The 14923-nt window shown below is 71.5% G+C and carries 13 protein-coding genes; 5 read left to right on the top strand and 8 right to left on the bottom strand.

Going from position 1 to position 14923, the window contains the following annotated elements:
• The first annotated feature begins 109 nt into the window (after window positions 1–109).
• On the top strand, window positions 110–967 hold the full coding sequence (locus ACF062_RS35855; RefSeq protein ID WP_392143904.1) for a GNAT family N-acetyltransferase: 858 nt from the start codon (window positions 110–112) through the stop codon (window positions 965–967).
• Between the two features lie 180 nt (window positions 968–1147).
• Here ACF062_RS35855 and ACF062_RS35850 read toward each other — a convergent pair whose 3' ends face one another.
• Together ACF062_RS35850 and bglX are read right to left on the bottom strand one after the other, a co-directional pair.
• On the bottom strand, window positions 1148–1339 hold the full coding sequence (locus ACF062_RS35850; RefSeq protein WP_392143902.1) for an antitoxin: 192 nt from the start codon (window positions 1337–1339) through the stop codon (window positions 1148–1150).
• Between the two features lie 91 nt (window positions 1340–1430).
• A complete protein-coding gene (gene bglX, locus ACF062_RS35845) occupies window positions 1431–3791 on the bottom strand; it encodes a beta-glucosidase BglX (protein WP_392143900.1) in 2361 nt (786 codons plus the stop codon).
• A 179-nt stretch (window positions 3792–3970) separates the two neighbouring features.
• Here bglX and ACF062_RS35840 point away from each other — a divergent pair, with 179 nt between their 5' ends.
• On the top strand, window positions 3971–5878 hold the full coding sequence (locus ACF062_RS35840; protein ID WP_392143898.1) for an ABC transporter ATP-binding protein: 1908 nt from the start codon (window positions 3971–3973) through the stop codon (window positions 5876–5878).
• A gap of 81 nt (window positions 5879–5959) precedes the next feature.
• Window positions 5960–7174 (top strand): metallophosphoesterase, encoded by a 1215-nt coding sequence (locus ACF062_RS35835; RefSeq protein ID WP_392143896.1) that lies wholly within the window; start codon window positions 5960–5962, stop codon window positions 7172–7174.
• On the opposite strand, the gene ACF062_RS35830 is transcribed toward ACF062_RS35835, so the two are convergent.
• A complete protein-coding gene (locus ACF062_RS35830; protein WP_392143894.1) occupies window positions 7167–8216 on the bottom strand; it encodes a glucose 1-dehydrogenase in 1050 nt (349 codons plus the stop codon). The genes ACF062_RS35835 and ACF062_RS35830 overlap by 8 nt on opposite strands.
• Window positions 8217–8380: 164 nt before the next feature.
• Here ACF062_RS35830 and ACF062_RS35825 point away from each other — a divergent pair, with 164 nt between their 5' ends.
• Together ACF062_RS35825 and ACF062_RS35820 are read left to right on the top strand one after the other, a co-directional pair.
• Window positions 8381–9301, top strand: a complete 921-nt coding sequence (locus tag ACF062_RS35825; RefSeq protein ID WP_392143892.1) for a hypothetical protein — start codon at window positions 8381–8383, stop codon at window positions 9299–9301.
• Entirely contained in the window at window positions 9301–10284 is a 984-nt protein-coding gene (locus ACF062_RS35820; protein WP_392143890.1) for a Ku protein, read from the top strand. The genes ACF062_RS35825 and ACF062_RS35820 overlap by 1 nt, the downstream gene beginning before the upstream one ends.
• Before the next feature lie 84 nt (window positions 10285–10368).
• Here ACF062_RS35820 and ACF062_RS35815 read toward each other — a convergent pair whose 3' ends face one another.
• The 5 genes from ACF062_RS35815 to ACF062_RS35795 all read right to left on the bottom strand — a co-directional run bounded on the left by ACF062_RS35815 (window position 10369) and on the right by ACF062_RS35795 (window position 14832).
• Window positions 10369–10695 (bottom strand): plasmid stabilization protein, encoded by a 327-nt coding sequence (locus ACF062_RS35815; RefSeq protein ID WP_392143888.1) that lies wholly within the window; start codon window positions 10693–10695, stop codon window positions 10369–10371.
• 66 nt (window positions 10696–10761) lie between these two features.
• The gene (locus ACF062_RS35810; protein WP_392143886.1) at window positions 10762–11775 is read right to left on the bottom strand and encodes an SDR family NAD(P)-dependent oxidoreductase; all 1014 of its coding nucleotides are present in this window, start codon (window positions 11773–11775) and stop codon (window positions 10762–10764) included.
• A 60-nt stretch (window positions 11776–11835) separates the two neighbouring features.
• Entirely contained in the window at window positions 11836–13020 is a 1185-nt protein-coding gene (locus ACF062_RS35805; protein ID WP_392143884.1) for an alcohol dehydrogenase catalytic domain-containing protein, read from the bottom strand.
• 501 nt (window positions 13021–13521) lie between these two features.
• Window positions 13522–13695 (bottom strand): CsbD family protein, encoded by a 174-nt coding sequence (locus tag ACF062_RS35800; protein ID WP_356581175.1) that lies wholly within the window; start codon window positions 13693–13695, stop codon window positions 13522–13524.
• Window positions 13696–13848: 153 nt separating this feature from the next.
• Window positions 13849–14832 carry a hypothetical protein gene (locus ACF062_RS35795; protein WP_392143882.1) on the bottom strand — a complete coding sequence of 328 codons (984 nt, stop codon included), beginning with the start codon at window positions 14830–14832 and terminating at the stop codon, window positions 13849–13851.
• Window positions 14833–14923 lie beyond the last annotated feature (91 nt).

Genomic DNA, 14923 nt, shown 5'->3' with positions numbered 1-14923 from the left:
CAGGGAACCGGCACGACGTGGGCATCGGCCGAGACGGGCCGGGGCAGGATGCCCCCGGTGCGTGCGCTTCTCTCTCTGCGCACCATGTCGGTTCGAGAAGGGTGCGGCGATGACGGATACGGCCCCTGGGCGGCTCACGATCTCACGGGCGGCGCTCGACGACTGGCGTGTCGTGACCGGGTGGGCGGCGGACGAGGGCTGGAACCCGGGACTCGGCGACACCCCCTCGTTCTTCGCTCAGGACCCCGAAGGGTTCTTCGTGGGACGCCTCGACGGCGAGCCCGTCTCCGCGGTCTCCGTCGTCAACTACGGGCGGGACTACGCGTTCCTCGGCTTCTACCTCGTCCGCCCCGACCAGCGAGGCCGCGGCTTCGGCCTCGCCACTTGGCAGGCCGGCCTCGCGCACGCCGACGGCCGGACGGTGGGCCTGGACGGCGTCCCCGACCAGCAGGACAACTACCGTCGCTCCGGCTTCGCCCGGGAATACGGCACGCTGCGCTACATCGGCCCGCTGTCGGCGGTGGGGGCGCCCGACCGGCACGTACGCCCCGTCGAGGCGGCGGGCCTGCGGGCGCTTCTCGCGTACGACGGCGCGTGCCTGCCCGCCGACCGGCCGCGCTTCTTGGAGTCCTGGCTCGCCGCCCCCGGCCACCGCGCCCTCGCCCGCATCGTCGACGGCAGGCTGACGGGGTACGGCGTGCTGCGGCCGGGCCGTGACGCCCTGCGTGTCGGGCCGCTGTTCGCCGACACCCGCGCCGACGCCGAGGCGCTCCTGGACGCGCTGGTCGCCGAGGCGGACGGCGGACCGGTCGCGATGGACGTGCCCGAGTCCAACGCCGAGGCTGTCGCGCTGGCCGAGGCACGCGGCATGAAGCCGACCTTCGACACGGCCCGTATGTACACCGGGCCCATCAGGGAGTTCGCCCAGGAGCGGGTCTTCGGGGTCACCACGCTCGAACTGGGCTAGGGCCTGTCTGACCATTCCCGTCGTCGCCCGGAGGGCGGCCTCGCGTCAGACAGGCCCTAGCGGCCCTGGGGCCGCGGCCGCTCATGAACGCCCGAGCGCCACGGGCCGGGGGCGTATGCCCTGGCCCGTGGCGCTCAGGCGTTCATCGGTGGCGGCCGCTTCAGCCGGTGGCCGCGCGCGTCACCGCCGCGGAGGCTCGTTGCCCTGATCCCCGCCGAGCTGCCCTCTGAGCTTTTCCTGAGCCGTGTCGACCTGGCTCTGGTACTTGCCCTGGGTCCTGTCGTCGGCGAAGTCGCCGGCCTTGTCGATGCCCTGGCCGGCCTTGTCCTCGTGACCCTTGAGCATCTGCTTGAGCTTGTCCATCACAGACATCGTCGGCCTCCTAGGTGTGAGCCGTCCTTCTCAGCATGGAGGCTCGTCCGGCTCACCGCATCTCGTCCCCATCGGGTGCTCGTCCTCTCCGTCAGGTGATCGTCAGCCTCCGCCTGGCCGTGGCCCGCGAGCTGCTGCCCACGTAGAGATCGACCGCGCCCTCCTCGACGCGGAACTCCCCGTCCGGCGCGTTCGTCCAGAAGCCGAGGTCGTCGGCGCCGATCCGGAAGCGGACCGTCCGGGACTCGCCGGGCCCCAGCGTCACCCGCCGGAAGCCCCGTAGCTTGCGTACCGGCTGCGTGATGCTCGCGGTGACGTCATGGACGTACAGCTGGACGACCTCGTCGCCCGCCCGGTCCCCGGTGTTGGTGACGGCCACCGAGACCTCCAGGGTGTCGCCCCGGCGCAGCGCGTGCGCCGTGATCCGCTCGCGGTTCAGCTTCGGCTCGCCGGTCTCGAACGTCGTGTAGCTCAGGCCGTGGCCGAACGGGAACTGCGGGTCCGGGGGCAGGTCCAGGTACTTCGACGAGTACTTGTTGTCCGCGTCGTAGGGGCGGCCCGTCGACTCGTGGTTGTAGTGGACCGGGATCTGGCCGACCGCGCGCGGGAACGACACGGGCAGCTTGCCGCCGGGCACGACCTTGCCGAACAGCACGTCGGCGATGGCGTTCCCCGCCTCAAGGCCCGGATGCCACGCCTCCAGGACGGCGGGGGCCGAGTCCAGCCAGCCGCCCATGGTCAGCGGGCGGCCGTTGACGAGGACGACCACGAACGGCTTCCCCGTCGCGGCGACGGCCGCCACCAGCTTCTCCTGCCCGCCGGGCAGACCGATGTCGCTGCGCGCCGCCGCCTCGCCGCTCATCGCGGGCGGCTCCCCGACCACCACCACCGTCACCTCGGCGGCCCTCGCCGCGGCCACCGCCTTCGGAATGCCACCGGTGGCCTCGCCCTCGGCATCCACACCTCGGGCGTACGTCACCTTCGCGCCCGGAGCCGCGCGCCGGACGGCGTCCAGGACCTTCACCGAGGGGTACTTCTTCACGGCCGCCGGGAACGACCAGGTGCCGAGGAGGTCGTCAAAGTCGCCGAACGGGCCGACGACCGCGATGGACCGGACGGACGGATTCAGGGGAAGCACCTTGTGCTTGCTCTTCGGATGATCCTCGTTCTTCAGGAGGACCATCGAGCGCGCGGCGGTCTCGCGGGCCGCCTCGCGCGCGGCGGCGGTCGGCCCGTCGACGGCGTCGCCCTCGTCGACGTACGGATCGTCGAAGAGCCCGAGGTCGAACTTGAGGCGCAGGATGCGGGCGACCGCGTCGTCGAGCCGGTCGCCGCTGATCTTCCCCTCGCGCAGCAGCTTCTCGCCGTACGTGAGCAGGTGGGTGCTGGTCATCTCCATGTCGACGCCCGCGTCGAGGGCGAGGCGGGCCGCAGCCGCGCCGTCCTCGGCGAAGCCGTGCGGGATCAGCTCCTGGACACCGCTCCAGTCACTGACGACGACACCGTCGAAGCCCCACTCCTTCTTCAGGATGTCGGTCAGCGTGTGGGAGTTGCCGTGCGCCGGGACGCCACTGATGGTGTTGAAGGAGGCCATGACCGTGGCCGCACCGGCCTCCAGCGCCGCCTTGAACGGCGGCAGATAGAGATTGCGCAGGCGTGACTCCGAGACATCCACGGTGTTGTAGTCGCGTCCACCCTCAGCGCCGCCGTAGGCGACGAAATGCTTGGCGCAGGCGGCGACGCGGTCCTTCGCGCCGTACGTCGCCGAGCCGTCCGAGCCGTCTCTGCCCCGCTCGCCCTGGTAGCCCTGGTAGCCCTTCACCTTCGCCGCGGCGAACGCCGCCGTCAGATACGGGTCCTCGCCGTTGCCCTCGGCGATACGGCCCCAGCGCGGCTCATGGGTCACGTCCATCATCGGCGAGAACGTCCAGTGCACGCCGTTCGAACGTGCCTCCTTCGCCGAGACCTCGCCGTCCTTCCGCGCCACGTCCGGGTCGAAGCTCGCGGCCTGCGCCAGCGGGATCGGGAACGTCGTCCAGAAGCCGTGGATGACGTCGAGCCCGAACACCAGCGGGATCCCGAGCCGGGACTCCTCGACGGCGATGCGCTGGAGGGCGTTGGTGGCCTTCGTGCCGAAGATGCTCAGGACGGACCCGAGCCGGCCCGCGCGCGCCGCGTCCTCGGCCTTCTTGACGGCCTCGGACGCGCCGCCGCCGGGGCCCGTGTCCCAGCCCCACGGCAGCTGCTGGAGCTGCCCCAGCTTCTCTTCGACAGTCATACGGCCCAGCAGCCGCCGGACGCGAGGGTCGTGCGGGTCGGAGGCCGGCCCCGGGCGGCCGGGCACGGCGTGCGCGGTGCCCGGCTCCGCTGCTCCGGCGGCGCCCACCGCGCCTCCCGTGGCCGCCGTAGCGCCGATCGCGGACAGCAAAGTACGCCTTCGTACATCACGCATGCGTTCGCCTTCTCACCTCGGGGCGGGGGTTAACTTCTGTGGTGGCCACAAGAGTTGAAGCGAAAGTACGTTCCTGATACACGCGGGTCAACAGACGCGGCAGGGGCGGAAGCCACGAGATCCACGCGGGAGGGTGAACCCTTGACCTCAAGTTTGGTCGAGGTCTTAGCGTTCTCCTCATGAGCATGGAAGTCACCGCCTGGAGTCAGCTGCACAGCGTCATGAACGCACAGCAGGACCGCCGCCCCTTCGCCCGCGCCACACTGCGCCGCATCGGCGCCTTCGCGCGGCCCCACCGCCGCCGCATCTGGTACTTCGTGCTGCTGAGCGTCATCACCGCGCTCCTGGCCGTGGCCACACCCGTCCTGGCCGGCGGAGTCGTCAACGCCATCGTCTCCGACGCCGACTCCTCGACCGTCGTGCGCTACGCCCTGCTGATCGCCGCCATCGCGCTCGCCGAGGCCGGCCTCGGCCTGCTGAGCCGCTGGCTTTCGGCGAACCTCGGGGAAGGCCTCATCCTCGACCTGCGCACCGCCGTCTTCGACCACGTCCAGCGCATGCCCGTCGCCTTCTTCACCCGCACCCGCACGGGCGCGCTGGTCAGCCGCCTGAACAACGACGTGATCGGCGCCCAGCGCGCCTTCAGCAACACGCTCTCCGGCGTCGTCGGCAACATCGTCACGCTGCTGCTCACACTCGCCGTCATGCTCACCCTCTCGTGGCAGATCACCCTGCTCGCGCTCGTGCTGCTGCCCGTGTTCATCGTGCCCGCCCGCCGCATGGGTGCCCGTATGGCCAAGCTCCAGCGGGAGGCCGCCCACCACAACGCCGCCATGGGCACCCGGATGACCGAGCGCTTCTCGGCGCCCGGCGCCACCCTGATCAAGCTCTTCGGCAGGCCCGGCGACGAGTCCGCCGAGTTCGCGGCGCGGGCCCGCCGGGTGCGTGACATCGGCGTACGTACCGCCATGGCGCAGTCCGCGTTCATCACCGCGCTCACGCTGGTCTCGGCCCTCGCCCTCGCGCTCGTCTACGGCCTCGGCGGGTACTTCGCGCTGGAGGGCACCCTGGAGGCCGGTGCCATCGTCTCGCTCGCCCTGCTCCTGACCCGGCTGTACGCGCCGCTGACGTCCCTGGCCGGAGCGCGTGTCGAGGTGATGAGCGCGCTCGTCAGCTTCGAGCGGGTCTTCGAGGTCCTCGACCTGAAGCCGCTCATCGAGGAGAAGCCGGACGCCGTACCGGTCCCCGACGGGCCCGTGGCCGTCGAGTTCGACGACGTCCGCTTCGCCTACCCGGCGGCCGACAAGGTCTCCCTCGCTTCCCTCGAAGAGGTCGCCGCACTCGACACCCGCGGCGGCGACGAGGTCCTGCACGGACTGTCGTTCCGCGCCGAGCCCGGCCAGACCGTCGCCCTCGTCGGCTCCTCCGGGGCGGGCAAGTCGACCATCGCCCAACTGCTGCCGCGGCTGTACGACGCCGACGAGGGGACCGTGCGGATCGGCGGCGTCGACGTACGGGACCTGTCCGCCGCGTCCATGCGGGCCACCCTCGGCATGGTCACCCAGGACGGCCACCTCTTCCACGAGTCCGTCCGCGACAACCTGCTCCTCGCCCGGCCCGGCGCGAGCGAGGACGAACTGTGGGACGTGCTGCGCCGCGCCCGGCTCGAAGACCTCGTACGCTCCCTGCCCGACGGCCTGGACACGGTGGTCGGTGAACGCGGCTACCGGCTCTCCGGCGGCGAGCGGCAGCGGATGACCATCGCGCGACTGCTCCTCGCCCGCCAGCGGGTCGTCATCCTCGACGAGGCGACGGCCCACCTCGACAACACCTCCGAGGCCGCCGTCCAGGAGGCCCTCGCCGAGGCCCTCGCCGGACGCACCGCCGTGGTGATCGCCCACCGGTTGTCGACCGTGCGCTCCGCCGACCTCATCCTCGTCGTCGAGGCGGGCCGGATCGTGGAGCGCGGCACGCACGGCGAACTGCTCGCGATGGACGGGCGGTACGCCGAGCTCTACCGGACGCAGTTCGCCAAGGGGACGGAAGGGACGGCCGAGGTGGAATCCGCGGACGCGGCCGCGGTCTGAGGCGCCGTCCGTGGCCGGACGTCCACCAGGAGTTCATCGATTCCCCACCAACCTCACGCCCCGCCGTGAGAGAAACCCCCCATGTGCGACGACGAGTTGATACCGCCGAGCGCGGACATGACGGAGGAGCAGTGGCTGCGGGCGGACCCGGCCCTCGCCGAAGGACCGGTGGGGGAGCGGGTCCGCGCCATGCGCGCGCCCCGGCGGCGGGCCGTCCTCGGCGGCGTGGTCGCGGGGGCCGCGGCGCTGACGGTCCTGCCGGGCGGCGGGACGCGGGCCGCCGCGGCCGCACGCGACGGGAAGTTCCCGCTGCCGACCGCGCCGAACCGGTCCGGGGAGTACGCGGTGCTCCTCACCGGCGACGCCGGCACCGGTGAGGAGGCGCAGCACGCGGTGGCCGCCGCGGCGCGTGCGGTCTGCCGCGCCGAAGGGGTCTCCCTGGCGGTCGGCCTCGGCGACAACATCTACGAGAACGGCCCCGAGTCCGACCACGACTCGGAGTTCCGCACCAAGTTCGAGGACCCCAACTCCGGACTGGACTTCCCCTGGTTGATGGCCCTCGGCAACCACGACTGCTCGGGGCTGATCCCGGGTAGCGGCGGCGACCCCTCGCGCGGCGACCGTGAGGTCTCGTACGCCAAGGGGTCGCCCCGCTGGTACATGCCGAGCCGCTACTACAACGTCGCGCTGCCCTCGGCCGACGGGGGCGACCCACTGGTGGAGTTCTTCGCCATCGACACCAACCCCGTCTCCTCCTACGTCGCCCAACTCGACCCGCATTACCGGTGGGACGGCCCCTACATGCGCGAGCAGCGCCGGTGGCTGGACGGCGCGCTCAAGGCGTCGCGGGCGCGCTGGAAGATCGTCCTCGGTCACCACCCCTACCTCAACAACGGCAAGCACGGCAGCGCCGGTTCGTACGACGGCTTCGTGATCGGCCACTACACCAGCGGCATCCACCTCAAGGAGCTGTACGAGGAGGTGGTGTGCGGCCGCGCCGACCTGATCCTGTCCGGGCACGACCACACGCTCCAGATCCTGGAGCCCACCGCCCGCACCGGCGGCACGCGGCAGATCGTGTGCGGGGCCGCGGGCAAGGCCGGTGACGGCAGAGCCCATTTCGGCCACCCGGCGACCTGGCAGAACTTCTCCGACCACGGCTTCATGGTGCTGAAGGTGTCAGGACGGGCGATGACCGTGGACGCGTACACGGTCGATGTCGCCACCCGCACGGCCCGCCTCGCCCAAAGCGTCCGCGCGAAGAGCCCTGTCCGGTCGGCGGCCGCCCTTATGTGAGGGTGATGACGACCTTGATGTCGTCGTCCTGCGGGGTGAAGGCCTCGGCGGCCCGCTCCAGAGGCACGCGCCTGGTGATCATCCGTTCCAGCCAGGCGCGGTCCGCCTTGGCCAGGGCGTCGGCTCCCTGCCGGTAGTGGCGGAGGTTCGCGTTGACCGAGCCCACGACCACGTCGTTCTCCAGGACCAGGTCCCGGTTGATCGAGCCGGCGTCCACCGACAGCTTCCGCCCCGCGGGTGAGACGCCGGTCAGGCACACGACCCCGTACGTCGCGGTGCCCGCCATCGACGCGAAGACCAGGGAGCCCGCCCCGGTGGCCTCGATGACCACGTCGGGTTCGATCGCCGAGGTCACGTCGCCGATGTCCGCGCTGTGGTACGTCGCGCCGAGGGCGGCGACCAGCTCCGGCTTCGGCCCCTCGGTGACCCGGTCGAGCACATGCACGTCCAGGCCGCGCTGCACGCCGAGCAGCGCGGCCAGCAGGCCGATCGGGCCCGCCCCGGTGACCAGCGCCCGCCGGGGCTCGAACCAGGCCCGGCCGCCGACCCGCTCCACCTGCTCCCACGCCTTGGCCACCACCGTGGTCGGTTCCAGCAGCATCCCGACCGACTCCAGGCCGGGGTCGAGGCGTACGGCGTAGCCGCTCTCCACCGTCCAGGACCGACTGGCGTAGCCGTGGCGCTCCTTGATGCCGCGCTCGGTGTAGCGGCCGTTGCGGCACATGTCGAACTCGCCGCGCGCACAGGCCCCGCACGGCCGCGGGTCCGGACGGCGCACCACCCCGACCACCAGGTCCCCGGCCGCGAACCCGCTGTCCCGCGGTGCCTCGCGGACCCGGCCCAGCGACTCGTGGCCGATGACGAGGCGGTCCTCGCCGGGCGGCGCCCACCCGTAGTCGCCCGCGGCGATCTCCTTGTCGGTGCCGCACACCCCGACCGCCAGTCCGTCCACCAGCAGCTCACCGTCGCCGGGGACCGGATCGGGTACGTCGCGCACCTCCAGGGAATCGGCGGACGACGGACGGACGGTGACGGCGCGCATACGTATCTCCCGGTCGTGCTGTGCCCCCCTCTGCTGTCGTTTCTCGCTTTTCACCGGATCAGCGGTCGAAACCGAACGGGGCGGGTTTCGGCTTCACCGACGTCCCGGAACAATCACCCCATAACTACCCGTAAATGGCATAAGGGGCAGGAGGGAGGGCGGCCGTGGACCTGGAGACCATCGCCGACGAGTTGTACGGGCTGCGGCCGGACGAGTTCACCGCCGCCCGGGACCAGCGTGCGGCACGGGCCCGTGAGAGCGGCGACCGCCCCCTGGCCGAGCGAATCAAGGCCCTGCGGCGCCCCAGCCTGGCCGCCTGGGCCAGCAACCTCCTCGTACGCGAGCAGCCCGACGAAGTGGAACCGCTCGTCCGACTGGGTGAAGGACTGCGCCAGGCGCACCGGGGCCTGGACGGCGAGCGGCTGCGCGAGCTGTCCCGTCAGCAGCACGCCCTGATCCACGCGCTGGCCCGGCAGGCCGGACAGCTCGCCGACGAGGCCGGTCACCCGGTCGGCGAAGGCGCCCGGCGCGAGATCGAGGAGACCCTGCACGCGGTCCTCGCCGATGAGCGGGCCGCCCGGGCCTGGGCCTCGGGACGCCTGACCAAGGCGCTCAGCGCGACCACCGGCTTCGATGTCGTCGCGGTCGCCGCCGACGCCGCACCACCGCGCCGGGCCCCCGCCCCGCGGGCCCCGGCGAAGTCGCCGCACTCCGAGCGGGACGCGCGGGCGCGGGAGCGGCGGCGGCAGAAGCTGGCCGAGGCCTGCCAGGACGCGCAGGACGCCGAACGCCGGCTCCGGGACCGTGAGAAGGAGGCCGCGGCGGCCGACCGCGACGCGGAGCGGGCCGCAAAGCTGACGGAAGACCTCCGGCGGCGTCTCGAAGAACTCGCCCGGGAGCGCGAGAGCACCGAGGAGCGGCACCGGCACGCCCGCGCCGAGGAGCGTGCGGCGCGGGACCGGGCGCGGGCGGCCGAGCACGCCGTGCGCGAGGCCGTGGGCCGGGCCGGGGCCGCCGCCGCCCTCGTCGAGCGGCTGACCGGCGAGACACGTGACCACCGGGGGACCGAAGGAGGCGATGGGTGATGGCGAGATCGATCTGGAGCGGCGTACTGACCTTCGGACTGGTCACGGTCCCCGTCGGCCTGTTCACGGCCACGGAGGACCACACCGTCCACTTCCACCAGCTCGAACGCGGCACCGGCGACCGCATCCGCTACAAGCGGATCAACGAACGCACCGGCGAAGAGGTCGACAGCCGCGACATCGTCAAGGGCTACGACCTCGGGGGCGGCGAGTACGTCGTCATCGAGCCGGAGGAGCTGGACGAGATCGCCCCGGGCAAGTCGAAGGTCGTCGACATGGCCGGCTTCGTCGACCTCGGCCAGATCGAACCTGTCTACTTCGACCGCACCTACTACGTCGCGCCGCGCGGCAAGGAGTACCTCAAGGTGTACGAACTGCTGCGCGCCGCCTTGGAGCAGGCGAACAAGGCGGGCATCGCCACCTTCACGATGCGCGGCAAGCAGTACCTCACCGCTCTGCGCGCCCAGGAGAACGTCCTGGTGATGCACACCATGCGGTGGGCCGACGAGGTACGGGACCCCCGCGACGAGGTCGAGAACCTGCCCGACCGGCGCCAGAAGGTCACCTCGGGCGAGCTCAGGACCGCGCGACAGCTGATCGACGCGCTCACCGTCGACTGGAACCCCGAGGACTACCAGGACACCTTCGAGGAGCGCGTCAAGGAACTCGTCGAGGCCAAGCGCGAGGGCAAGGAGATCGTCGGCGAGGCCGGGCCGCCGGAGGCGACCAACGTCATCGACCTGATGTCGGCGCTGAAGCAGAGCGTCGAGCGCAACCGCGCCAAGGGCGGCACCGGGAAGAGCGCCACCAAGAAGGGCCGCGGCGAGCAGTCACAGGAGAGCGAGAGCGAGCAGGAGGACGTCTCCGCGCTCACCAAGAGCGAGCTGTACCGGCGCGCGACCGACGCGAAGATCCCGGGCCGCTCGAAGATGACCCGCGAGCAGCTGGTCGAGGCCCTCGGCAAGCGGCGGGCCGCGGCCTGAACACGGCGGTGGGGTTCCATGGCGGTGGACACCGGCCATGGAACCCCACCGACAGCCGCAGACAGCCAGCGACAGCCCCTTCGCTCAGCGGCCGAGCGCCTTCTTCAGCTCCTGCTTGTTCATCGAGGAGCGGCCGTCGATGTTCTTCTTCTTGGCCTCCTCGTAGAGCTGGTCCTTCGTGGGGCCCTGGGAGCCGCTGTGCGAGCGCTCGCCGCCGCGCTGCGAGGCGGACTTCGGGTCCTTCGTCGACGTCCTGCTCGCCGTCTTCGACTCCCCGGAGCGAGCGCGCTCCTTGTTGACCGTACGGGCCGCCATCTCCTTGGCCCGGCCCTTGGAGGCTCCGCGCTCCTCGGCGCTCTCCTTGATGTGCTCGTACTGACGTTCACGCTTGTTGCTGGATCCAGCCGGCATGGTGACCTCGCTCTCTCTCGGGCATGTCGCCCAGTTCTTCCGGCCCCCCTGCGACGGGTGCCGGGCTCACCGTTCTGGGGTGTCCCGGTCCCGTTCGTTGTATGCGTCGGCGGCTCGTTCGTTCAGCGCGCTCCCGGCCCGCTGGACGCTCCGCGTCACCGGCCCCCGCGGCGGGTCGATGTCCTTGCCCTCGCGCATGCCGCGGGGGCGGACGGGCGCGCGGGGCAGCAGGCGCGCCGCGACCCCGCTCAGCCGGGTGGTGGCCGCGGGGGCGATCCCGTGCGCCAGATCGGCGGCGCGCGCCGCGGGCGTGAGGACCAGCCGGGCCCGGCGCCGGACGGTGGCGCGCACGATCCGCTCGGCGGCGCGCTGCGCGTTCATCGACACCAGCGGGGTGCCCGCCACCGTGGAGAACCACCCGTACTCCTGCCCCTGCGCGCCGCCGAACATGGCGTGCAGATGGGATCCCGTACGCATCAGGCCGGGGTACACGGCCGTGACGCTCACCTCGGTCCCGGAGGTCTCGGCCCGCAGCCCCTCGGCGAGGGTGCCGACCGCGGACTTGGCGCACGCGTAAGGCAGCAGATGCGGGACGCCGAGGAGTCCGCCCACGGAGGAGATGAGCGCGAGGCGCCCGCCGCTCGCGCTCTCCTTGAGGTACGGAAGAGCTTCGAGCGACGTGTGCAGGGCCGCGTAGAAGATCGACCGCATCGCGTCGTCGAAGTCCGCCGCGTCCAGGGACTCCAGCGGCGCGACCTGGATGATGCCCGCGTTCGCGATGACGAGGTCGACGCTTCCGCAGGCGTCCTGGGTGGCGGTGAAGAGGTCCCGCACGTCCGCCCGCTCACGCAGGTCACAGACCGCCGTACGGACCGTCGCCGCAGGCTGCCGCTTGAGCAGCTTGGCGCGCGCCCGGTCGAGCTCCGCGCCGTCGCGCGCGGCGAGCGTGACGGCGCAGCCGCGGGCGGTCAGCCGGTCCGCCAGCAGGAGACCCAGCCCGCGGGACCCGCCGGCCACGACGGCCGAGCGCCCACTGAGGTCGTCGGCGCCCCGGCCGGGAAGAGGTGATGCCTGGCCCACAGGGGCCTCCTTGGATCGCTCGGTTCGTACAAGCCGGTTGCCGGTCAGGCACGGGCGCGGTCAGGGCCGCAGGAGCGTCTTGATCATGTTGTCTTCCTTCGCCTGGAACGTCGCGTACGCCTTCGGGCCCTCCTCCAGCGGGAGGTGGTGGGTGGCGAAGCCGTCGACGCCGAGAGGGTCGTCGTCGGTCAGCAGCGGAAGGATGTCGTCGACCCAGCGCTTGACGTTGGCCTGGCCCATGCGCAGCTGGAGCTGCTTGTCGAACATCGTCAGGAGCGGCATCGGGTCGGCCGCCCCGCCGTACACGCCGGAGAGGGAAATCGTGCCGCCGCGGCGGACGATGTCGATCGCCGCGTACAGGGCGCCGAGACGGTCGACGCCCACCTTCCCCATGACCTTCGCGCCGACGGCGTCCGGCAGCATGCCCACACCCCACTGCGCGGCCTTGACCAGCGGCGCGCCATGGGCCTCCATGCCGACGGCGTCGATGACGGCGTCCGTGCCGCGCCCCTGCGTCAGGTCGCGCACCGCCTCACCGATGTCCTTGCCGTGGCGGCGCAGATCCAGGGCCTTGACGCCGTCCCGCGCGGCCCGGCTCAGCCGCTCGGGGACCAGGTCGACGCCCACGACCAGGCCGGCCCCGCGGTGCAGGGCGATACGGGCGGCCATCGCGCCGATCGGCCCGAGGCCCAGCACGGTCACGGTGCCGCCGGGCGGGATCGCGGCGTACTCCACGGCCTGCCAGGCGGTGGGCAGGACATCGGAGAGGTAGACGAACCGGTCGTCGGGCGGACCCTCGGGGACCTTGATCGGAAGGGTGTTGCCGAACGGCACGCGCAGCAGCTCCGCCTGGCCGCCGGGCACCTGCCCGTACAGCTTGGTGTAACCGAAGAGCGAGGCACCCGTGCCCTGCTCGCGGTTCTGCGTCGTCTCGCACTGGGAGTGCAGCCCGGCGTCGCACATGAAGCAGTCGCCGCACGAGACGTTGAACGGCACGACGACGCGGTCGCCCACGGCCAGCTCCGTCACACCGGAGCCGATCTCCTCGACGATTCCCATGGCTTCGTGGCCGAGGATGTCACCGGCGTCCAGATAGGGGCCCATCACCTCGTACAGGTGCAGGTCGGATCCGCAGATGCCGGTTGAGGTGACGCGGATGACGATGTCGGTCGGTTCTTTCAGCACGGGGTCCGGTACGGTCTCGACCCGCACGTCGCGCCTGCCGTGCCACGTCAGTGCCCGCATGACTCTCTCCTCGTGGCAGCTGGTGATGGTGTTAGGGACCAAGAGGCTTATGGTGCGCGGGTTCCCCGGGCCGGTGGCGTCATGCGAGCACGACTGCGGCGATGCGGCGCGCGTACCTCGTCGTCCAGCAAACCCAGATCCGCGCGGGCCTGCCAACAGCAGCGGCGCGTTCGGGTGCCGTGACGGGCGGCTCGGTCCCCTTGGCGCGGCCGCGGCCGCGGGCGGTCAGGCGGGAGGGGGCTGCCGACGCAGGAACTTCGGCGTCGGCAGGGAGTAATGGCCGTAGGAAAAGAGAGACGGAGACGGAGGAGAACACGGAGAAGAGCGAGGAGAAGAGTGCGGCGCCCGGTCAGCGTAGAACTCGCCGGAAAAGAGGGACGGCCCTGATTTCCCCAGTTCTTTACCACGGAATTCCCCGGTGCGCCGCCCCGTCGTACGACCCGCACGGGTCGGGCCCCGGGGAGGATTCCCCGGGGCCCGGATACGCGAGTGATGGGTGAGCTAGTGCTTGCCGATGTCCTTGGTCTTCTCCTTGGCCTGGCGAGCGTCGCCCTTCATCTGCTCCGCGCGGCCCTCGGCGGTCAGGCGCTCGTTGCCCACGGCCCGGCCCGCGGCCTTCTTGGCAGCGCCCTTGGCCTGCTCGGTCTTCGCCTTGGCCTTCTCGTCGGCGGTCATGTCCGCTCACGCTCCCTTGGCATCGACAACATCGTGTTCTGAGGTTCGTCTGGCCGCTCATCCACCGTCCAAACATCCCCGTCACACATTGCGTCGACCGACCGCGTGGGCGGCTTCCCCGATCGGCTCGCTCTCGGGGAAGCCGCCCTGCGGTCACATGCCGTCGACAGCCCCGTCCGGGCCTTCCGCGCCCATCCCGCCGAGCATTCCCGCCATCAGCTGCTCGACGTCCAGCTCGGTGGCGCCGGCCGGGGCGGTCGGCTTGACGCCGTCCGTCATCCGTATGACCAGGCCGAACTTCTTGACCTTGGTGTTCTCGGCGAGCTTGGCGAGGTCGAGACGGACCTCCTTCAGCTCCCCGTTCTTCAGCGTGATGTCGGCCTTGACCTTGCCGTCCGGGGCGTCCTTCAGCTCCTTGTCCGTCGGCAGCTCCATGCCGGGCGGCAGCTTCTTCACCAGCGGGCGCAGCTCGCCGACCAGTTCCGTGGCCAGGGTGCGGAAGGGCGCGGTGGCGGTGACGCGCTCGGTCCCGTCCCCGCTCCCGGCCGACTTCAACGTGACTTCACGGGCGACGACCTCGCGTACGGCCTTCATGAGCTTCTTCTGCGTCACGGCGTCGAGGGTGGGCTGCGGCGAGGGCTCGGTCCCGGGCTCCGCGCCGTTCTCGGCGGCGAGCTCCTCCATCTGCTTGGTGTCGATCTTCACCCACTCGCCTTCGAGGACCTTCTTGAGCGCCCCGGCCTCCGGGGGCAGATCCGCCGCCTTCGGCAGGGGGGCGCCCATGGCCTTGCCGAGCGTGCTCGCGTCGGTGCGGAGGTACGTCTGGTCGCCGATGACCCGGTAGTCGACCAGGCGCCCGTCCGGGCCGCTGACCTTCATGGCCATGCGGTCGAAGTCCTTCTCGCCGGACTTGCCGAACGGCTTCTTCGACTGCACGGTGACGCTGACCTTCGCGTCGCTGAGCAGCTGCGCGACCTCGTCCGGCAGCTCCTCGCCGGGCTCCGGGGACGAGGAGCCGTCCATCGCCTTGAGCGACGCGGCGTCGGTGTCCAGGGAGAACTCGAAGGAGAGTGACTTCTCCTGGTTCAGCTTCTCGAAGGCCTCGTCGAGCTTCTGGCCGGCGGACAGCTGCTCCACGGTGCCGCAGGCGGCCGAACCGGCGAGAACCGCGCCGACGACTGCGGTGGCGGTCAGGGTCTTGCGTATGGCGATGATGATGGTCTCCTCG

The organism is Streptomyces sp. NPDC015345 (genome assembly GCF_043078805.1).
Classification (GTDB): Bacteria; Actinomycetota; Actinomycetes; order Streptomycetales; family Streptomycetaceae; genus Streptomyces.
This window is presented reverse-complemented; position numbering and strand designations above follow the sequence as displayed.

Coding starts and splice junctions, on each gene's coding strand:
- ACF062_RS35855 (WP_392143904.1), top strand. CDS start 110: ATGACGGATACGGCCCCTGGGCGGCTCACGATCTCACGGGCGGCGCTC.
- ACF062_RS35840 (WP_392143898.1), top strand. CDS start 3,971: ATGAGCATGGAAGTCACCGCCTGGAGTCAGCTGCACAGCGTCATGAAC.
- bglX (WP_392143900.1), bottom strand. CDS start 3,791: ATGCGTGATGTACGAAGGCGTACTTTGCTGTCCGCGATCGGCGCTACG.
- ACF062_RS35800 (WP_356581175.1), bottom strand. CDS start 13,695: ATGACCGCCGACGAGAAGGCCAAGGCGAAGACCGAGCAGGCCAAGGGC.
- ACF062_RS35805 (WP_392143884.1), bottom strand. CDS start 13,020: ATGCGGGCACTGACGTGGCACGGCAGGCGCGACGTGCGGGTCGAGACC.
- ACF062_RS35835 (WP_392143896.1), top strand. CDS start 5,960: ATGTGCGACGACGAGTTGATACCGCCGAGCGCGGACATGACGGAGGAG.
- ACF062_RS35815 (WP_392143888.1), bottom strand. CDS start 10,695: ATGCCGGCTGGATCCAGCAACAAGCGTGAACGTCAGTACGAGCACATC.
- ACF062_RS35830 (WP_392143894.1), bottom strand. CDS start 8,216: ATGCGCGCCGTCACCGTCCGTCCGTCGTCCGCCGATTCCCTGGAGGTG.
- ACF062_RS35850 (WP_392143902.1), bottom strand. CDS start 1,339: ATGTCTGTGATGGACAAGCTCAAGCAGATGCTCAAGGGTCACGAGGAC.
- ACF062_RS35820 (WP_392143890.1), top strand. CDS start 9,301: ATGGCGAGATCGATCTGGAGCGGCGTACTGACCTTCGGACTGGTCACG.